The organism is Bradyrhizobium sp. MI1.7 (assembly GCF_055811795.1).
In genome coordinates this window covers 69,988-85,080 of record NZ_JBVVPO010000029.1, presented here as the reverse complement: position 1 = coordinate 85,080, position 15,093 = coordinate 69,988, and the positions used below count along the sequence as shown (strand labels likewise).

The 15,093-nt window shown below is 63.9% G+C and carries 14 protein-coding genes; 7 read left to right on the top strand and 7 right to left on the bottom strand.

Going from position 1 to position 15,093, the window contains the following annotated elements; genetic code table 11:
* Nucleotides 1-166: 166 nt before the first annotated feature.
* From AC0L3X_RS24890 to AC0L3X_RS24875, 4 genes are all read left to right on the top strand, one after another.
* Nucleotides 167-940, top strand: coding sequence for a Crp/Fnr family transcriptional regulator (locus AC0L3X_RS24890; protein WP_063984489.1), 774 nt, complete (start codon nucleotides 167-169; stop codon nucleotides 938-940).
* A 165-nt stretch (nucleotides 941-1,105) separates the two neighbouring features.
* The gene (locus tag AC0L3X_RS24885) at nucleotides 1,106-2,527 is read left to right on the top strand and encodes an ABC transporter substrate-binding protein (RefSeq protein WP_063984490.1); all 1,422 of its coding nucleotides are present in this window, start codon (nucleotides 1,106-1,108) and stop codon (nucleotides 2,525-2,527) included.
* Complete coding sequence (locus AC0L3X_RS24880) at nucleotides 2,524-3,435, top strand: ABC transporter permease (protein WP_187387763.1); 912 nt, start codon at nucleotides 2,524-2,526, stop codon at nucleotides 3,433-3,435. The genes AC0L3X_RS24885 and AC0L3X_RS24880 overlap by 4 nt, the downstream gene beginning before the upstream one ends.
* Complete coding sequence (locus AC0L3X_RS24875) at nucleotides 3,432-4,304, top strand: ABC transporter ATP-binding protein (protein ID WP_063984491.1); 873 nt, start codon at nucleotides 3,432-3,434, stop codon at nucleotides 4,302-4,304. Before AC0L3X_RS24880 ends, AC0L3X_RS24875 begins: the two co-directional genes overlap by 4 nt.
* 205 nt (nucleotides 4,305-4,509) lie before the next feature.
* On the opposite strand, the gene AC0L3X_RS24870 is transcribed toward AC0L3X_RS24875, so the two are convergent.
* From AC0L3X_RS24870 to AC0L3X_RS24840, 7 genes are all read right to left on the bottom strand, one after another.
* On the bottom strand, nucleotides 4,510-5,568 hold the full coding sequence (locus tag AC0L3X_RS24870) for a YeiH family protein (RefSeq protein WP_038941923.1): 1,059 nt from the start codon (nucleotides 5,566-5,568) through the stop codon (nucleotides 4,510-4,512).
* Between the two features lie 110 nt (nucleotides 5,569-5,678).
* Complete coding sequence (locus tag AC0L3X_RS24865) at nucleotides 5,679-5,897, bottom strand: hypothetical protein (protein WP_063984492.1); 219 nt, start codon at nucleotides 5,895-5,897, stop codon at nucleotides 5,679-5,681.
* A gap of 163 nt (nucleotides 5,898-6,060) precedes the next feature.
* Nucleotides 6,061-6,774, bottom strand: coding sequence for an ABC transporter ATP-binding protein (locus tag AC0L3X_RS24860; RefSeq protein ID WP_063984493.1), 714 nt, complete (start codon nucleotides 6,772-6,774; stop codon nucleotides 6,061-6,063).
* On the bottom strand, nucleotides 6,771-7,526 hold the full coding sequence (locus AC0L3X_RS24855; RefSeq protein ID WP_063984494.1) for an ABC transporter ATP-binding protein: 756 nt from the start codon (nucleotides 7,524-7,526) through the stop codon (nucleotides 6,771-6,773). The genes AC0L3X_RS24860 and AC0L3X_RS24855 overlap by 4 nt, the downstream gene beginning before the upstream one ends.
* 2 nt (nucleotides 7,527-7,528) lie before the next feature.
* Nucleotides 7,529-8,548 carry a branched-chain amino acid ABC transporter permease gene (locus AC0L3X_RS24850; protein ID WP_063984495.1) on the bottom strand — a complete coding sequence of 340 codons (1,020 nt, stop codon included), beginning with the start codon at nucleotides 8,546-8,548 and terminating at the stop codon, nucleotides 7,529-7,531.
* The gene (locus AC0L3X_RS24845; RefSeq protein ID WP_063984496.1) at nucleotides 8,545-9,447 is read right to left on the bottom strand and encodes a branched-chain amino acid ABC transporter permease; all 903 of its coding nucleotides are present in this window, start codon (nucleotides 9,445-9,447) and stop codon (nucleotides 8,545-8,547) included. The genes AC0L3X_RS24850 and AC0L3X_RS24845 overlap by 4 nt, the downstream gene beginning before the upstream one ends.
* 90 nt (nucleotides 9,448-9,537) lie before the next feature.
* Nucleotides 9,538-10,797 (bottom strand): ABC transporter substrate-binding protein, encoded by a 1,260-nt coding sequence (locus AC0L3X_RS24840; protein ID WP_063984497.1) that lies wholly within the window; start codon nucleotides 10,795-10,797, stop codon nucleotides 9,538-9,540.
* A gap of 173 nt (nucleotides 10,798-10,970) precedes the next feature.
* Between AC0L3X_RS24840 and AC0L3X_RS24835 the strand changes: the two genes are divergently transcribed.
* From AC0L3X_RS24835 to AC0L3X_RS24825, 3 genes are read left to right on the top strand one after another with little or no spacing between them, the layout of a single operon-like run.
* The gene (locus tag AC0L3X_RS24835) at nucleotides 10,971-12,464 is read left to right on the top strand and encodes an AMP-binding protein (protein WP_063984498.1); all 1,494 of its coding nucleotides are present in this window, start codon (nucleotides 10,971-10,973) and stop codon (nucleotides 12,462-12,464) included.
* Nucleotides 12,461-13,102 (top strand): TetR/AcrR family transcriptional regulator, encoded by a 642-nt coding sequence (locus AC0L3X_RS24830; RefSeq protein WP_063984499.1) that lies wholly within the window; start codon nucleotides 12,461-12,463, stop codon nucleotides 13,100-13,102. Before AC0L3X_RS24835 ends, AC0L3X_RS24830 begins: the two co-directional genes overlap by 4 nt.
* The gene (locus AC0L3X_RS24825) at nucleotides 13,099-15,009 is read left to right on the top strand and encodes a flavin-containing monooxygenase (protein ID WP_231144478.1); all 1,911 of its coding nucleotides are present in this window, start codon (nucleotides 13,099-13,101) and stop codon (nucleotides 15,007-15,009) included. The genes AC0L3X_RS24830 and AC0L3X_RS24825 overlap by 4 nt, the downstream gene beginning before the upstream one ends.
* Nucleotides 15,010-15,093: the final 84 nt, after the last annotated feature.

The following is a 15,093-nucleotide window of genomic DNA, read 5'->3' as shown; positions in this document are numbered from 1 at the left end:
GCCCGCCTGCTCCTGGTGCTCAGTCCCCCCGCCGCCCCCCCCCCCCTTTTTTGGGGGGGGGGGGGGGGGGGGTCCCCCCCCCCCCCCCCCCCCCCACGACAGCGGAGTAAAGCTGGCACGGACATTGCTCCTCTTTAGAACGATTTGAACGTTCCGGAGGCGGCTTATGTTGCAGGCGACCAATGTGGTTCGCGGGGCGGTTCCCGCAACGGTTCGGCCTGCCGGCGGCTCCTCGCTGCTGCTGACCGAGAACCAGCAATGGATCGGCGGACCGCCACCGCTGATGGACAAGCTCACGCCACGCGAGCGGGAGCTGGTGCTGAAGCAGGGCCGGCGAAAGGTGCTCAACCGCGGCCAGACGCTGTTCAGCCAGGGCGGCAAGCATGACGGCATCTGGCTGATCGAGAGCGGCCGCATCCGCGTGTTCTACACTTCGCCGCTCGGACGCGAGATCACGCTGGCCTATTGGCATGTCGGCAATTTCGTCGGGGGGCCCGAAGTGTTCGAGGGCACCGTGCATCAATGGTCCGGCGTCGCATCCAGCAATTGCAGCGTCGTGCACCTGCCCGGAAAGGAGCTGCGGTCCCTTGCCGTGGAGATCCCGAACCTCGCCATCGGCCTCATTGAAGGCCTCACCTTCAAGGGCAAATGCTATTCGGCACTGGCGCAGATGCTGGGAACGCGCTCGATCACCCAGCGCCTCGCGCATCTTCTGCTGCATCTGGTCGAGCTCTACGGCGTCGAGGATGCCGACGGCCGGGTGATCGCGGCGGCCTTCACCCATGCCGACATCGCCCACATGGTCGGTGCTACCAGGCAATGGGTCACGATCAGCCTGAAACGGATGCAGGAGAAGGGAATCGTCGTCACCAAGCGCTCGCAGATCGTGGTGTGCCGGGCCGACGCTCTCGAGGAGATGCGCGGCCAGAGCGGCGACTAGGGTCGATGCACAGGCAAGCGGCTTTATAGTGCAGGACTGCTCAAGGAGTATGCAATCAGCTTTTCCCGGCAACTAATCGACTGCGACGGTCACTCCGGATTTGCCCTGCCCGCGGCCTCACCCAATCATGGCAACCACAGCACATCCAACCGAATGAGGATGAGAATGGTCCGCCATCTTCCCACGCTCTCGATCGCGATGTCGGTGACCTCGCTGGCGCTACTCCTTGCGCAGCCGGCCTTGGCGGAAACCGTCACTCTCGGCATTGGAACGCAGGACACCACGACCAACACGGTGACCGCCGGCGTCGTCATCCGGCAGTTGCATCTCCTCGAGAAATATCTGCCGAAGGACGGCAAATACGCCAACATCAAGTTCGAGCTGGAGTGGCAGAATTTCACCTCAGGCCCGCCCGTCACCAACGCGATGATGGCGAACAAGCTCCAGATCGGCATGATGGGCGACTATCCGCTGATCGTGAACGGCTTCACCTTCGAGAGCAATCCGGAGAGCAAGAGCCGCCTGATCGGCGTGGCCGCCTACAGCCTGTCCGGCTCCGGCAACGGGCTCGTCGTCCACAAGGACTCGCCCTATTACGATCTCGCCGATCTCAAGGGCAAGCTCGTCAGCGTGCCGTTCGGCTCGGCCGCGCACGGCATGGTGCTGAAGGCGATGCAGGACCGCGGTTACGCCTCCGATTTCTTCCAGCTCGTCAGCCAGAGCCCGGAGGTCGGCTCGACCAATCTCCAGGAGAAGAAGATCGACGCGCATGCCGACTTCGTCCCCTTCGCCGAGCTGTTGCCGTTCCGCGGCTTTGCGCGAAAAATCTTTGACGGCGTTGAGACCAACCTGCCGACCTTCCACGGCATCGTGGTCCGCACCGATTTCGCCGAGAAATACCCCGAGGTCGTCGTTGCCTACTTCAAGGCGCTGATCGCCGCCAACCAGTGGCTGCGCGACGATCCGAAGCTCGCGGCCGAAAAGATCCAGGAGTGGACCGGCATCAACAAGGAAGTCGTCTATATCTTCCTCGGTCCCAGCGGCAACATGACCACCGATCCCACGGTGAAGCCGGCGCTGATCGACGCGGCCGCGACCGACGTCAAGGTTTTGCAGAATCTCGGCCGCATGAAGGAGTTCGATCCGAAGAAGTGGGTCGACGATTCCTATATCCGCAAGGCCTATGCCGAGATGAAGCTCGACTATGACACCCAGCTTGCGAGCACCAGGAATTACGAGATCGCGGGCGAAGATTCCTTCTGCAAGAAGCCGATCACCGACCCGCGCAAGGCCGGCGAGGTCTGGGTCGACGAAGCCGGCATCCTGCCGTTTGCGTCCGCAGCGTGCACGTTAGGGGCCTATGCCGACTACAAGGCCAAGGGCAAGAAGATCAACGTCGCCTACGTCTTCGACACCACGCGCGGCATCAAGCTGTTCGCCGACCAGGCCTTCTTCGCGGTCGGCAACGGCGAGGTCGCGCCGTTCCTGCTGAAGAAGGACGCCGAAGCCTATGCCGCCAAGATCAATGGCAAGGTGCTCGGCTTCGACGACGCGGTGAAGGCTGCGGTCGGCGGAGGCAAGACGTGAGCAGTCCCGCCCTCGCCAGACATCCCGAGGACAGCATGCCGGCAGCAACCGCAATCGCCGAGGCGGGCCCCGTGCCCGCCCCCTTCCCGCCCGCGACACCGCCTTCCTTCGGCACGCTTGCGCTGCGCTGGTACCGGCTCAATCGAGCGGGACTACGCGCGACGGCGATCGGCATCATATCGCTGCTCGCCTTCCTGCTGGTGTGGCACCTGCTCACGACCTATCGTGTTGTGTTCTTCGTGCGCTTCACCAACGTGCCCTCGCCGCTCGCGGTCTATGCCAGCTTCACCAAGGCGATCCACGATCCCAAATTCCTGCTGCACATCCTCTTGAGCTGCCGGCGCATCTTGTTCGGCTTCTCGCTCGCGGCGGTGGTCGGCGTGCCGCTCGGCCTGATCATGGGCCGCTTCAAGCTGGTGCACGAAATCATCTTCCCGGTGGCCGAGGTGCTGCGGCCGATCCCGGCAATCGCCTGGGTGCCGATGGCGATCATGCTTTGGCCGACCAACGAGCAGAGCATCGTCTTCATCACCTTCCTCGGTGCGTTCTTCCCGATCCTGGTCAACACGCTGCATGGCATGTCGCTGGTCGATCCCGTGCTGGTGCGCGCCGCGCAATGTCTCGGCGCGCGAGAACGGTCGATCTTCCGCGAGGTGTATTTTCCGGCTTCGATGCCGCACATCTTCACCGGCCTCACCGTCGGTATGGGCGTGGCCTGGGTGTCGCTGATCGCCGCCGAGATGATCTCGGGTCAATACGGCATCGGCTACTTCACCTGGGAGGCCTATTCCCTTGTCCAATATGCCGACATCGCGCTCGGCATGATCGCGATCGGCGTGCTTGGCCTTGGATCGAGCCTGCTTATCAGGGGCGCCGGGCAGTTGGTGATGCCGTGGAGGCTAAAATGAACGAAATCCTGACCAAAGCACCGCAGGGCCATATCGAGGTCAGGAATTTCTCCCTCAGCTATGAGAGCATCGAGGGACCTGTGCAGGCCGTCACCGACACGCAGATTCATGTGAGGCCCGGCGAGTTCGTCTCGATCGTCGGGCCCTCCGGCTGTGGAAAGTCGACGCTGCTCAATGCGGTCGCCGGCTTTCTCAAGCCGACCACCGGTGTAGTCACGGTCGACGGCGAGCGGGTCAACGGCCCCAGCGCCGAGCGCGGCATGGTGTTTCAGCAATATTCGCTGTTTCCGTGGAAGACGGTGCGGGAAAACGTCGAGTTCGGCCTGAAGATGCGCGGCATGCCGCGCTCCCAGCGCGAGCGCGCGGCGCGCACGCTGCTCGGGCTCGCGGGGCTCGAGGCGTTCGAAAAACATTATCCGGAAAAACTCTCCGGCGGCATGAAGCAGCGCGTCGGCATCGTCCGCGCGCTCGCCACGGGCCCGAAGGTGCTGCTGCTCGACGAGCCGTTCGGCGCACTAGACGCGCAGACGCGCGTGATCATGCAGCAGATCCTCACCAACATGTGGCAACGGCTGAAGATCTCGGTGCTGTTCGTCACCCACGACATCGATGAGGCCATCTTCCTCTCCGACCGCGTCTATTGCATGACCGCCCGCCCCGGCTCGATCAAGGCGGAAATCCCGATCCCCCTGGAGCGGCCGCGGCAGCAGTCGATGATGATGTCGTCGGAGTTTTTGGCGCTCCGCCGCGGGCTGATGTCGCTGATCCGTGAGGAGAGCCTGAAGGCGATGGGCGGCGAGATCAGCGACATGGGCATGCAGGGGCTGAACATCGAGCTGCATGGGCATTCGCTGGCGGATGTGATCTAGCGCCCCATCTCGACGATTGCGCTCTTACTTCCCTTCTCCCCTTGTGGGAGAAGGTGTCTTGCCGAAGGCAAGGCGGATGAGGGGTCTGCTTCGGCAAACTCCCCTCTCAGTTCGGACTCGCGGATAGAACCCCTCATCCGGCGCTTCGCGCCACCTTCTCCCACAAGGGGAGAAGGAAGAGGAGTTCGCAGCCGCTGCGCCCCCCTTACTTGAACCAGTGCACCAGCGCGATGCTGATGCCGAGCAGCAGCATCAGCGACAGTGTCACGGCGGCCGTCACCCGGCCCCCGACATTCGCCAGCACCTTCACGTCGACGCCGAGGCCGAGCGCCGCCATCGAGACCACGGTCAGGAAGCTCGTGATCTTCGTCACCGGCCCGACCACTGTGCCCGGCACGATCTCCAGCGAGCGCAGGGTCGCCAGCGCAAGGAAGCCGAGGATGAACCAGGGGACCAGGCGGAAGAAGCCGACATTGGATTTCTTGGCGCCGGTCTGCCAGCGCGAGGCGACCAGGGAGAGACCGACGACGACGGGCCCGAGCATCAACACGCGCATCAGCTTCACGAGCGTGCCGATCTGCGTCGAGACGAGCCCGGCCGGGACCGTTGCCGCAAGCACCTGCGGCACCGCATAGACGGTCAGGCCTGCGAGGATGCCATATTGCGTGGCCGACAATTGCAGCAGCGGAATCAGCAGCGGCAGACCCAGCACCATCATCACGCCAAGGATCGCCGTAAAGGAAATCGAGGACGCGATCTCGTCGTTGTTGGCGCCGATGATCGGCGCCACGGCGGCGATCGCGGAATTGCCGCAGATGGAATTGCCGCAGGCGATCAGGATCGAGAGCCGCGTCGACAGCCCCAGCATGCGACTGAGGCCGAAGGAGACGCAGAGCGCGATCACAACGACCGCGGCGATCGATGCCAGCAGCGCCACGCCGGAAGCCGCGATGGCGGCGAAGCTGATCGAGGCCCCCAGCAGCATGACCGCAACTTCGAGCAGCTGTTTGGCGCTGAAGGCGATACCGGCCTGCCAGCGCGGCGCCGGTTTCCAGAAGCTGCGCAGCGCCATCCCGAGCAGGATCGCCATCACCAGCGCTTCGACATAGGGGTGCTCGAAGACACCCAGCTCGGCCCGTTCGAGCAAAGCCGAGATACCGGCCACGGCGATGCACAGGAGGATTCCCGGAATCAGCGCCGCGATACGGCTCACGACAGTGGTTGGCTTGGCGTCGGCCGGGTTGGATGCTTGATTCTGCGACACAAATCTCTCCCAGAGGAGAAATATTTATACGCAGTGCCGTCCGATTGGGGAATAAGTTTTCGGCATATCAGGGCCGAGCGAAGTTCTATGCTCAGCCCGGAATAATCGGCTCAGAAGATCAGGCTTTTGGCGAGCGAGGCGACGCGGCTGAAGCTGTCATAGACGCCCGGCTCGAAGAAGGCCGCACGCGCGAGCACGATGCCCGCGACCAGCGACCAGAACACCGTGGTGCCGGCCCGCAGCAGGAGCTTTGACGCGCGCGATCGCGGCTGCGTGTCCGTTGCGGACACCAGCTGCTCGCCGAAGGGCTCAAATCCGGTGCGTTCCATGACCGTCAATCCATCAAATTCTGAATGGAATGTCGTCGTTTCGGCCCCAAACGGCAATGGAAGCGATTGGCGTTTTTGGCCGTCGACGGGGAAACTCCTTCCGTCTGACGAACCCGAGACAACAGTTTTCTTCTTTGGGCCGGTTTGGCGGTCCGGAACCCGGTTACAGCGCCAGATAACGGCGACGGATCGCGTCGTTGGCCTTCAGCTCGTCGATCCCGGCAGCATAGACGATCTGGCCCTTGTCGATGACAGTGGCGTGGCTCGCCAGCCCCAGGCAGAAATGCATGTTCTGCTCGGCGATCAGGACGGTCGATCCGAGCTGGCGGAGCTGCCGCAACAGCTCGCCGATCCGCTGCACGATGATCGGCGCGAGGCCCTCGCTCGGCTCATCGAGCAGCAACAGCGCCGGGTTGCCCATCAGCGTGCGCGCGATGGCGAGCATCTGCTGCTCCCCGCCCGAGAGACGTCCAGCAATGCGATGGCGCAGCGGCTCCAGCAGCGGGAAGACGTCGTAGATGCGCTTGATCGGCCACTCGTCCTGGCCTTCCGGCCCCTTCTTGCGACCGATGACGAGATTGTCCTCGACCGTGTGCTCCGGAAAGATCTGGCGATCCTCCGGCACGAAGCCGAGACCGGCGCGCGCGATATGGTGCGGCTTCTGGCCCGAGATCACCGCGCCGCGCAGGCTGATCCTGCCCCGCCGCGGCGGCGCCAGCCCCATGATCGCTTTCATGGTCGTCGATTTACCCGCGCCGTTGCGCCCGAGCAGCGCCATGGTCTCGCCCTGCCGCACCGAGAGGCCGACGCCGAACAGGATCTGGCTCGTGCCGTAGTAGACGTCGAGATCGGCGACTTCGATAATGGTCGCGCTCATGCGGTGGCCCCCGCATGTTCGGTGCCGAGATAGGCCTCGATCACGGCGCTGTTGCTTCGGATTTCGTCAGGCGTTCCGGTTGCCAGGATGCGGCCGTAGCAGAGCACGACGATCTTTGGGGCGATCTTGAACACGATGTCCATGTCGTGCTCGATGAAGACGACGGTGATTTTCTGCGTCTCCCAGAGCTCGCGCACCTTGTCGATCATGCGCCAGCGCTCTTCCGGGCCCATGCCGGCAGTTGGCTCGTCCAGCAGCAGAACCTTTGGCTCGAGCACCAGAGCGAGCGCAATGTCGAGCAGCTTCTGGTCGCCATGCGACAGCGTCGCGGCGGTACGGTTGCGCTTGCTCGCCAAGCCCAGCAGCTCCATCACATGCTCGGCGCGGTCGCGCGTCTCGGGCAAAGGAAAGCGCTTGTGCAGCACCGCGGACGAGCGCTGGTCGGCGCTGACTGCGGCAAGCATGGTCTCCTGCACCGTCAGCGATTTGAAGATGCTCGCGACCTGGAAGGCGCGGCCGATGCCGTGACGCACGATCTCCGGCGGCGAGCGGCCGGCGAGATCGACGCCGTCGAGCAGCACCTGGCCGGAATCCGGCCTCAAGGCGCCGGTGATCAGGTTGAAGAACGTGCTCTTGCCTGCGCCGTTCGGTCCGATCACCGCCGTGAGCGAACCGTCGGGGAAGTCCAGCGTGACGTCGTTGGTCGCCTTCACGCCGCCGAAGGATTTTGCGAGGTTGCGGATCTCGAGCATCGCTAGCGCCCCTCGCCCGCATCACGCCGGTGCGCGAACCAGTCGGCGACGAAATCCAGCAGGCCTTTGCGCAGGCCCAGCGCGAAGAACAGGATGACCACGCCGAGCACGATGCCGTGGTACTCGGTGAAGCGCGTGACGGTGTCGTTGAGCAGAAGCAGCAGCACGGTGCCGACCATCGGCCCCAGGAAGGTCGAGACGCCGCCGAGCATGTTGATGAAGATGCCCTCGCCCGAGATCGTCCAATAGGCGAATTCCGGATAGGCACCGGAGACGAACAGCGCCATCACCATGCCCCCCATCGACGCAAACAATGCCGCCAGCACGAAGACAGTCAGCTTGGCCCGCCAGACGTCGATGCCGAGGAAGCTTGCGCGCGCGGCATTGTCGCGGATCATGCGCAACGTGTAACCGAACGGCGATTGCGCGATCTGGCGCATCGCGAGCAGGCCGAGGATGAGAAGCGCGCAGCTCGCGACATAGAGATGAATGTGATTCGCAAGATTGATGCCGAGGAATGTGGGGCGCGGAATGCCGCCACGCAGGCCCTGGTCGCCGCCGGTGAAGGAGGCCCAGGACAGGATGGTCGAGTGGATCAGCATCTGAAACGCGAGCGTGACGAAGGCGAAATAGATATCCTTCAGCCGCACGCAGATCGCGCCGATGACGGCGGCGATTACCGCCGTGATCGCCAGCGTCGCGACGAAGGCCACGGGAATCGGCACGCCCAGCTTCTGCATGATCAGGCCAAAACTGTAGGCGCCAAGGCCGAAGAACATGCCGTGGCCGAACGAAGTCAGGCCGGTGTAGCCGACCAGCAGGTTCAGCGAGGTCGCGAACAGGCCATAGGCGGAGCAGCGGATGACGAAATCGAGCAGCGCCTTGCTGCCCGTGAACAGCGGCAGGCTCGCCAGCACGGCAAAGGCGACGAGCGCGATCAGGACGTCGCGATAGCGTTGCAGTGCCGCACCGCTGCGCACCGGCGCCAGCGTTTCGGCACGTCCGGCCTCGAGCTCGGTCATGCCGCCTCCTTGCCGAACAGGCCGGTGGGCTTGGAGACCAGCACGATCACCATGAACAGGTACATCAGGCCTTCCGTGAATAGGGGAAAGCCGAGCGAGCCGAAGGACCTGATAAGCCCGAGCAACAGCGCGCCGATCAGAGCGCCTAGGATCGAGCCCATGCCGCCGATCACGGTGACGATGAAGGATTCGATCAGCACCGAAAATCCCATGCCGGGGGTGAGCGAACGAACGGGCGCCGCGAGCGCGCCGGCAAGGCCCGCCAGCATGCCGCCGAGCGCGAACACGCCCCCATAGATCAGACCGGTGTTGATGCCGAGCGCCGAGACCATGCCGGGATTATGTGCCGCCGCCCGGATCACCTTGCCGATCCGGCTGCGCGACAATCCGATGCCGAGCACGATCGCCACAACGAGCGCGACGCCGATCAGCAGCAGGTAGTAAGGCGGCACCACGCCGCCGGCGATGAACAGCGGCATCACCTGGAACGCCGCGGGCATGCCCATCGACTTGAATTCCGGCCCCCAGATGATGCGCACGACATCGTCGAAGATGAGCACGAAGGCGTAGCAGACGAGCAGCTGCATCAGCACGTCGGCGCCATAGACGCGGCTCATGAAGACGCGCTCGAAGATCAGACCAAGAATCGCGGTCCCGGCCGCGCCCGCGAACATCGCCAGCGCGAAGCTCCCGGTGAGCTGATAGGCCGTCATCGCGAAATAGGCGCCGAACATGTAGAAGGCGCCGTGGCTGAAATTGACGACCTTGAGCACGCCGAAGATCAGCGTCAGCCCGACTGCAACCAGGAACAGGAGCATGCCGATGATGAGGCCGCTGGTGGTTTGCGTCACCAGGCAGGCGGAACTGGAGAGGCAGCCGGCGAGCGCGTCGAGATCCACGGGAGCACTTTCATTGCGACGCGCCGAACTTGGCGCGGAGAGCCAAATCAAAACGGCGGAGACGGTCGCCCGTCCCCGCCGCGCGTCACATCAGGTGTAGCCCTTGCTCTTCTTCCACTCGGCCTCGAGCTCGAAGATGGTCTTCCAGTCGCCGGCCTTGACCTCGGGCACGTAGGGCTCCTGCGGGATCGTGGTGCCCCAGCCGATGGCGTAGCCGACCAGCGTGTGGTCGTCGCCGCGCATCGTCACGGTGCCGTCGGCGCCGAACGGGCACTTGATGGTGAGGCCCTTCAGCACCTCCGCGATCTTCTTGCCGTCGGTGGAGTTGGCTTTCTTCGCGGCCTCAGCGAGGAACATCACGGCCGTCGCGTTCTGCCACGACCAGTTGGTCGGATATTCGTTGTACTTCGCCTTGTAGGCATCGCCCCAGGCCGCATTCTCCGGCGTGGTCGGGAAGGTCTTGATGTAGCGGTTGCCGGAGTGGATGCCTTTCGGCAGGTTCTTCACCACGGTAAGCGCGGTGTAGTCGGCCATGTTGACCGCGAAGACCTCCATCTGGCCGAACATCGCGTAGATGTTGGCCTGGTCGATATAGGAGGTGAGATCGCCGCCCCAGAGGCAGGAATACAGCGCATGCGGCTTGGCCTGGAGGATCTTGGTTACCACTTCGGTGTAGTCGGGCTGGAACAGCTTAGGCCAGGACTCGCTGATGATTTCGACGTCGGGCGCAAAACGCTTCAGGTACAGCGTGAACTCGCCGGTCGTGTCGCGGCCATAGGCATAATCCGGCGAGCAGGTCGCCCATTTCTTCAGGCCCTTGGCTTTCGCGATCGAGGCGGCATAGCTGCCGCCGACGATGGAATCGTGGATGCCCTGGCGGACGCAACGGAACGCGTTCGGGATGTGCTGCTTCGGATCGGCCGTGAGCGAGGACGCCTCCGAACAGGTGTGGACGCAGAGCACACCGAGATCGCGCGCGACTTCGTGAACCGCAAACGATCCGGACGACGCCTCGCCGTCGATCAACCACTCGCAACCATCGGTGTTGACGAGCTCGCGCGCGACGCGCGCGGCTTCCTGCGGCTGGCCCTTGGAGTCACGGATCACCATCTCGATCTGGCGGCCGGCAAGTCCGCCGGCGGCGTTGACCTTGTCGACCTCGAGCATCACCGCATTGCGCGACGACGTGCCGAGCTGCGCGACGCGGCCCGACAGAATCGTCGGCATGCCGATCTTGATGGTCTTGGCTTGCGCGCGCGCCACCCACGGTGCGGCAACACTCATCGCACCGGCGCCCATCAGCGCCAGCGTTGAACGGCGGCTGATGCCCGGCATGCGGGTTCTCGTCATTTTCCCCTCCCTCTTTCGGGTCGGCGTTTCCTGGTCCCTTGCCGGAGATCGTCTCGTCTCCGTGTTCCCAACAATTTCAGAGGCAGGGGGGTGACGTCAAGCCAAAGATGAATTACGAGTCATAATTCATCAAAGGAGGAAACGAGGCCGGTAATCGGCCCAAAACCCGCAAAATGATCAATCTTTCGAGCTTCATCACCTTTCATGCCCGGCGCACGCCGGACCGGCCCGCGCTGAAATATCGCGGCGAGGAGATCTCCTACGCCGATTTCGATGCGCGCATCCGGCAAGCGGCCGGCTGGCTCGCCGCGCAGGGCATCGGCGCGGGCGACGTCGTGGCCGTGCTGATGAAGAACAGCGCGGCGTTCCTGGAGCTCGTCTTCGCCACCAGTCATCTCGGCGCGGTGTTCTTGCCGATCAATTTTCGACTGTCGCGCGACGAGGTCGGCTACATCGCGGGCAATGCCGGCGCGCGGTTGTTGATCGTCGATGAGGAACTCGCCGCGAATGCAGCGGGCGCGAAGGTTGTCGTGCTGAACGAAGTTGCGCAGCAAAGCATCACGCACCTCGCGGGCGAGGCCGTGCCCGCGCCGATGCACGTCCGCGCACCGTCCGACCTGATGCGGTTGATGTACACCTCGGGTACGACCGACCGCCCCAAAGGCGTGATGCTCACTTACGATAATTTTTACTGGAAGTCCGCCGACCAGACGATCGCGCTCGGCATCGGTGCCGAGACGCGACTGCTCGTTGTCGGCCCGCTCTATCACGTCGGCGCGCTCGACCTGCCCGGCATCGCCGTGCTCTGGCATGGCGGCTTCATCCGCGTCGAACGCAATTTCGAGCCGGAGACCGCGCTTGCGGCAATCGCGGAGGACAAGCTCAACGCGGCATGGTTCGCGCCCGTGATGACCACCGCGATGCTCACCTGCCCCACCCGCGATCGCCACGACGTCTCCAGCCTGAGATGGGTGATCGGCGGCGGCGAGAAGACGCCGGAGCTCCGCATCCGCGCCTTCTCCGAGTTCTTCCGCAATGCGCGCTACATCGATGCCTATGGCCTCACCGAGACCGTCGGCGGCGACACCTTCATGGAAGCCGGCCGCGAGATCGAGAAGATCGGTTCAACCGGGCGCGCCATCGCCCACGTCGAGATCGAGATCCGTGACGAGGACGGCAAGACGCTGCCGCCGAACGTCAATGGCGAGATCTGCCTGCGCGGACCGAAAATCACGCGCGGCTATTGGAAGGATCCGGAGAAGACGGCGGCGGCCTTCTTCGGCGACTGGTTCCGCAGCGGCGATGTCGGCTATCTCGACGAAGAAGGCTTCCTGTACCTGACCGACCGCAAGAAGGACATGATCATCTCGGGCGGCGAGAACATCGCTTCCTCCGAGGTCGAGCGCGTGATCTACGATTTGCCCGAGGTGCGCGAAGTCGCGGTGATCGGGCTGCGCGATGCGCGCTGGGGCGAGCGGCCGGTCGCGATCGTCGTGCTGGCCGAAGGCGCGAGCCTTGAACTCCCTGCCCTCGCCGAGCACTGCCGCGCGCGCCTGGCGAGCTTCAAGGTGCCGAAGCAGCTCGTCATCCGCAACAGCCTGCCGCGTAATCCGAGCGGAAAGATCCTCAAGCGCGTGCTGCGCGCCGAGCTGGAGACCTCTGAATGACGCAAGCGAATGCCAAGGTCACAAAGCTCAACCGCGTCGAGCGCAACGCCTGGACCAAGCAGAAGATCTTTGACGCCGCGACCAAGGTCGTCGGCAAGCATGGCTATGCCGAAGCCTCCGTCGCCCGCATCACGGAAGAAGCCGGCGTCGCGCAAGGCACCTTCTACAATCATTTCGAGAACCGGCAGGAGCTGCTCGACCAGCTCCTGCCGAAGATCGGCCTCGACATGGTGGAATTCATTCGCGCCCGCACCGGCACCGCCGATGCCGCGCGGCAGGAGATCGCCCGCTTCTCCGCCTTCTTCGACTTTATCCGCGAGGTGCCGGAGTTCCTGCGCATCCTCAACGAGGCCGAATTCTTCGCGCCCATCGGCTACCAGAAACATCTCGACAACATCTCGGTCGCCTATGTCCGCATCTTGCGCCGCGCACGAGCGGCAGGTGCGATCGAGAATTACAGCGACGAGGAATTCGAGGCGATCGTCCACATGCTGATGGGCGCGCGCGGCTATCTCAGCCGCCGTTACTCCTATTCGGCAGGCGGCGTCACCGCCGTGCCCGACCACGTCATCTCCGCCTATCGCAAGCTGATGACGCGCGGCCTCTTCAGTGCATCCGGAGATCAGGACACGCCATGAACATCGCATCTCCACAAAAGCCGCTCGATCTCGTCTCCGCGATCGCCGAAGGCGATATCCGCTGCCTGCTGATGGTGCTGGTGCACATGACCGGCGATGAGCGCTGGCTCGAGCCGCCGTATTTGCCCAAGCGCGACATCCGCCTCATTCCCGATCCGGAAGCCGGCGTGCCCCGGGAGGTCCAGGACGAGATCCGCGCCGCGGTGGTCAGGCTGTTTGCCGACGGCACGCCAAAACTTGTCATCACCGACCCCGGCGAAGCGCTGCTCTTGAAGATGATGCGCGCCTGCCTCGGCGAGAACGTCGCGCCGGAGTATGCGCCCCTGATGCGCGAGGAGATGGGGTTTGTGGCGCGCGAGCCGCAGTGGACGCAGCGCCCTTCCGACGAGAAGCTTGCCGGCCAGCACGTCCTGATCGTCGGCGCCGGCGTCTGCGCCATCGCGCTCGGCGTGGCACTCGGCCATCTCGGCATCCCCTACACCATCGTCGAGAAGAACGACGAGCTCGGCGGCACCTGGTGGATCAACCGCTATCCCGGCTGCGGCGTCGATACGCCGAACCATTCCTATTCCTACTCGTTCGGCTCGGGCAATGCATGGACGCGCTATTTCTGCCAGCGCGAGGAGCTGCTTGCCTATCTGCTGAAGGTCGCCGAGGAATACGGCATCCGCGAGCATCTGCGGGTCAATACCGAGCTGACAGCGTCGCGCTGGGACGAAGGCAAGCGACGCTGGATCTCAACGCTGAAGACGAAGAGCGGCGAAGAGATTTTTGAATCCACCGCGCTGGTCTCGGCTATCGGCCAGCTCAACGATCCCTCGCGCGCGCATTTCAAGGGCGAAGACAGTTTCAAGGGAACGATCCTGCATTCGGCGCTGTGGTCAGGCGATATCGACCTCGACGGCAAGCATGTTGCCGTGATCGGCACCGGCGCGACATCGATGCAGCTGGTGCCGTCAATCGCCGGCCGCGTCGCCTCCGTCACAGTCTATCAGCGTAGCGCGCAATGGGCGCGGCCCGTTAAGGGCTATTCCGATCCGATCAGCGACGGCGCGCGCTGGCTGCTCGCGCATCTGCCGTTCTATGTGCAGTGGTACCGCTTCAACATGTTCTGGCGCTATGGCGACGGCCTGTTGCCGTTCCTGCGCAAGGACCCGGCCTGGCCGCATCCGGAGCGCGCCGTCAACAAGGGCAACGACCGGCATCGCCAGGAGCTGACCGATTTCATCCTCACCGAGCTGAAGGATCGGCCCGACCTGATCGCCAAATGCGTGCCGACCTATCCGCCCTATGGCAAGCGCATCCTGCTCGACAACAACTGGTTCAGGACGCTCACGCGGGACAATGTCGAGCTCGTCACCGACACGATCGATCATTTCGATCGCGACGGCATCGTCACCGCAGACGGCGAGCACCGCCCCGCCGACATCGTCGTGGTCGCCACCGGCTTCAAGGTCACGGAGATGGCGGCGCGCCTCAACATCAGCGGCCGCGGCGGCAAGGATCTGCGCGAGGCCTGGGCCAACGACAACCCGACGGCGTTCCTCGGCCTCACCGTCCCGGACTTTCCGAACTTCTTCTGCATGCTCGGCCCAAACTCCGGCCCCGCCCATGGCGGCAGCGTCATCTTCCAGTCAGAATGCCAGAGCCGCTATATCTCCGCCTGCCTCGCCGACATGATCGAGCAAGACGTCGCCGCCATCGACGTCCGTCCCGACGTGCTCGACGACTACGTCCGCAAGGTCGATGCCGAGCACGAGGCGATGATCTGGACCCATCCTGGCATGAGCACCTATTATCGCAATTCGAGCGGCCGCGTGTTTTCGGCGATGCCCTGGCGGTTCGTGGACTACTGGCGCATGACGCATGATCCGGATCTGGGGCAGTATCGGCTGACGAAGGGGTAAGAGGTTGAGGCATTGAGGCGTTGATTGCGCCACGACGGCACTGCACCCTCGCCCCTTGTGGGAGAGGGTGGCTTCGCGAAGCGA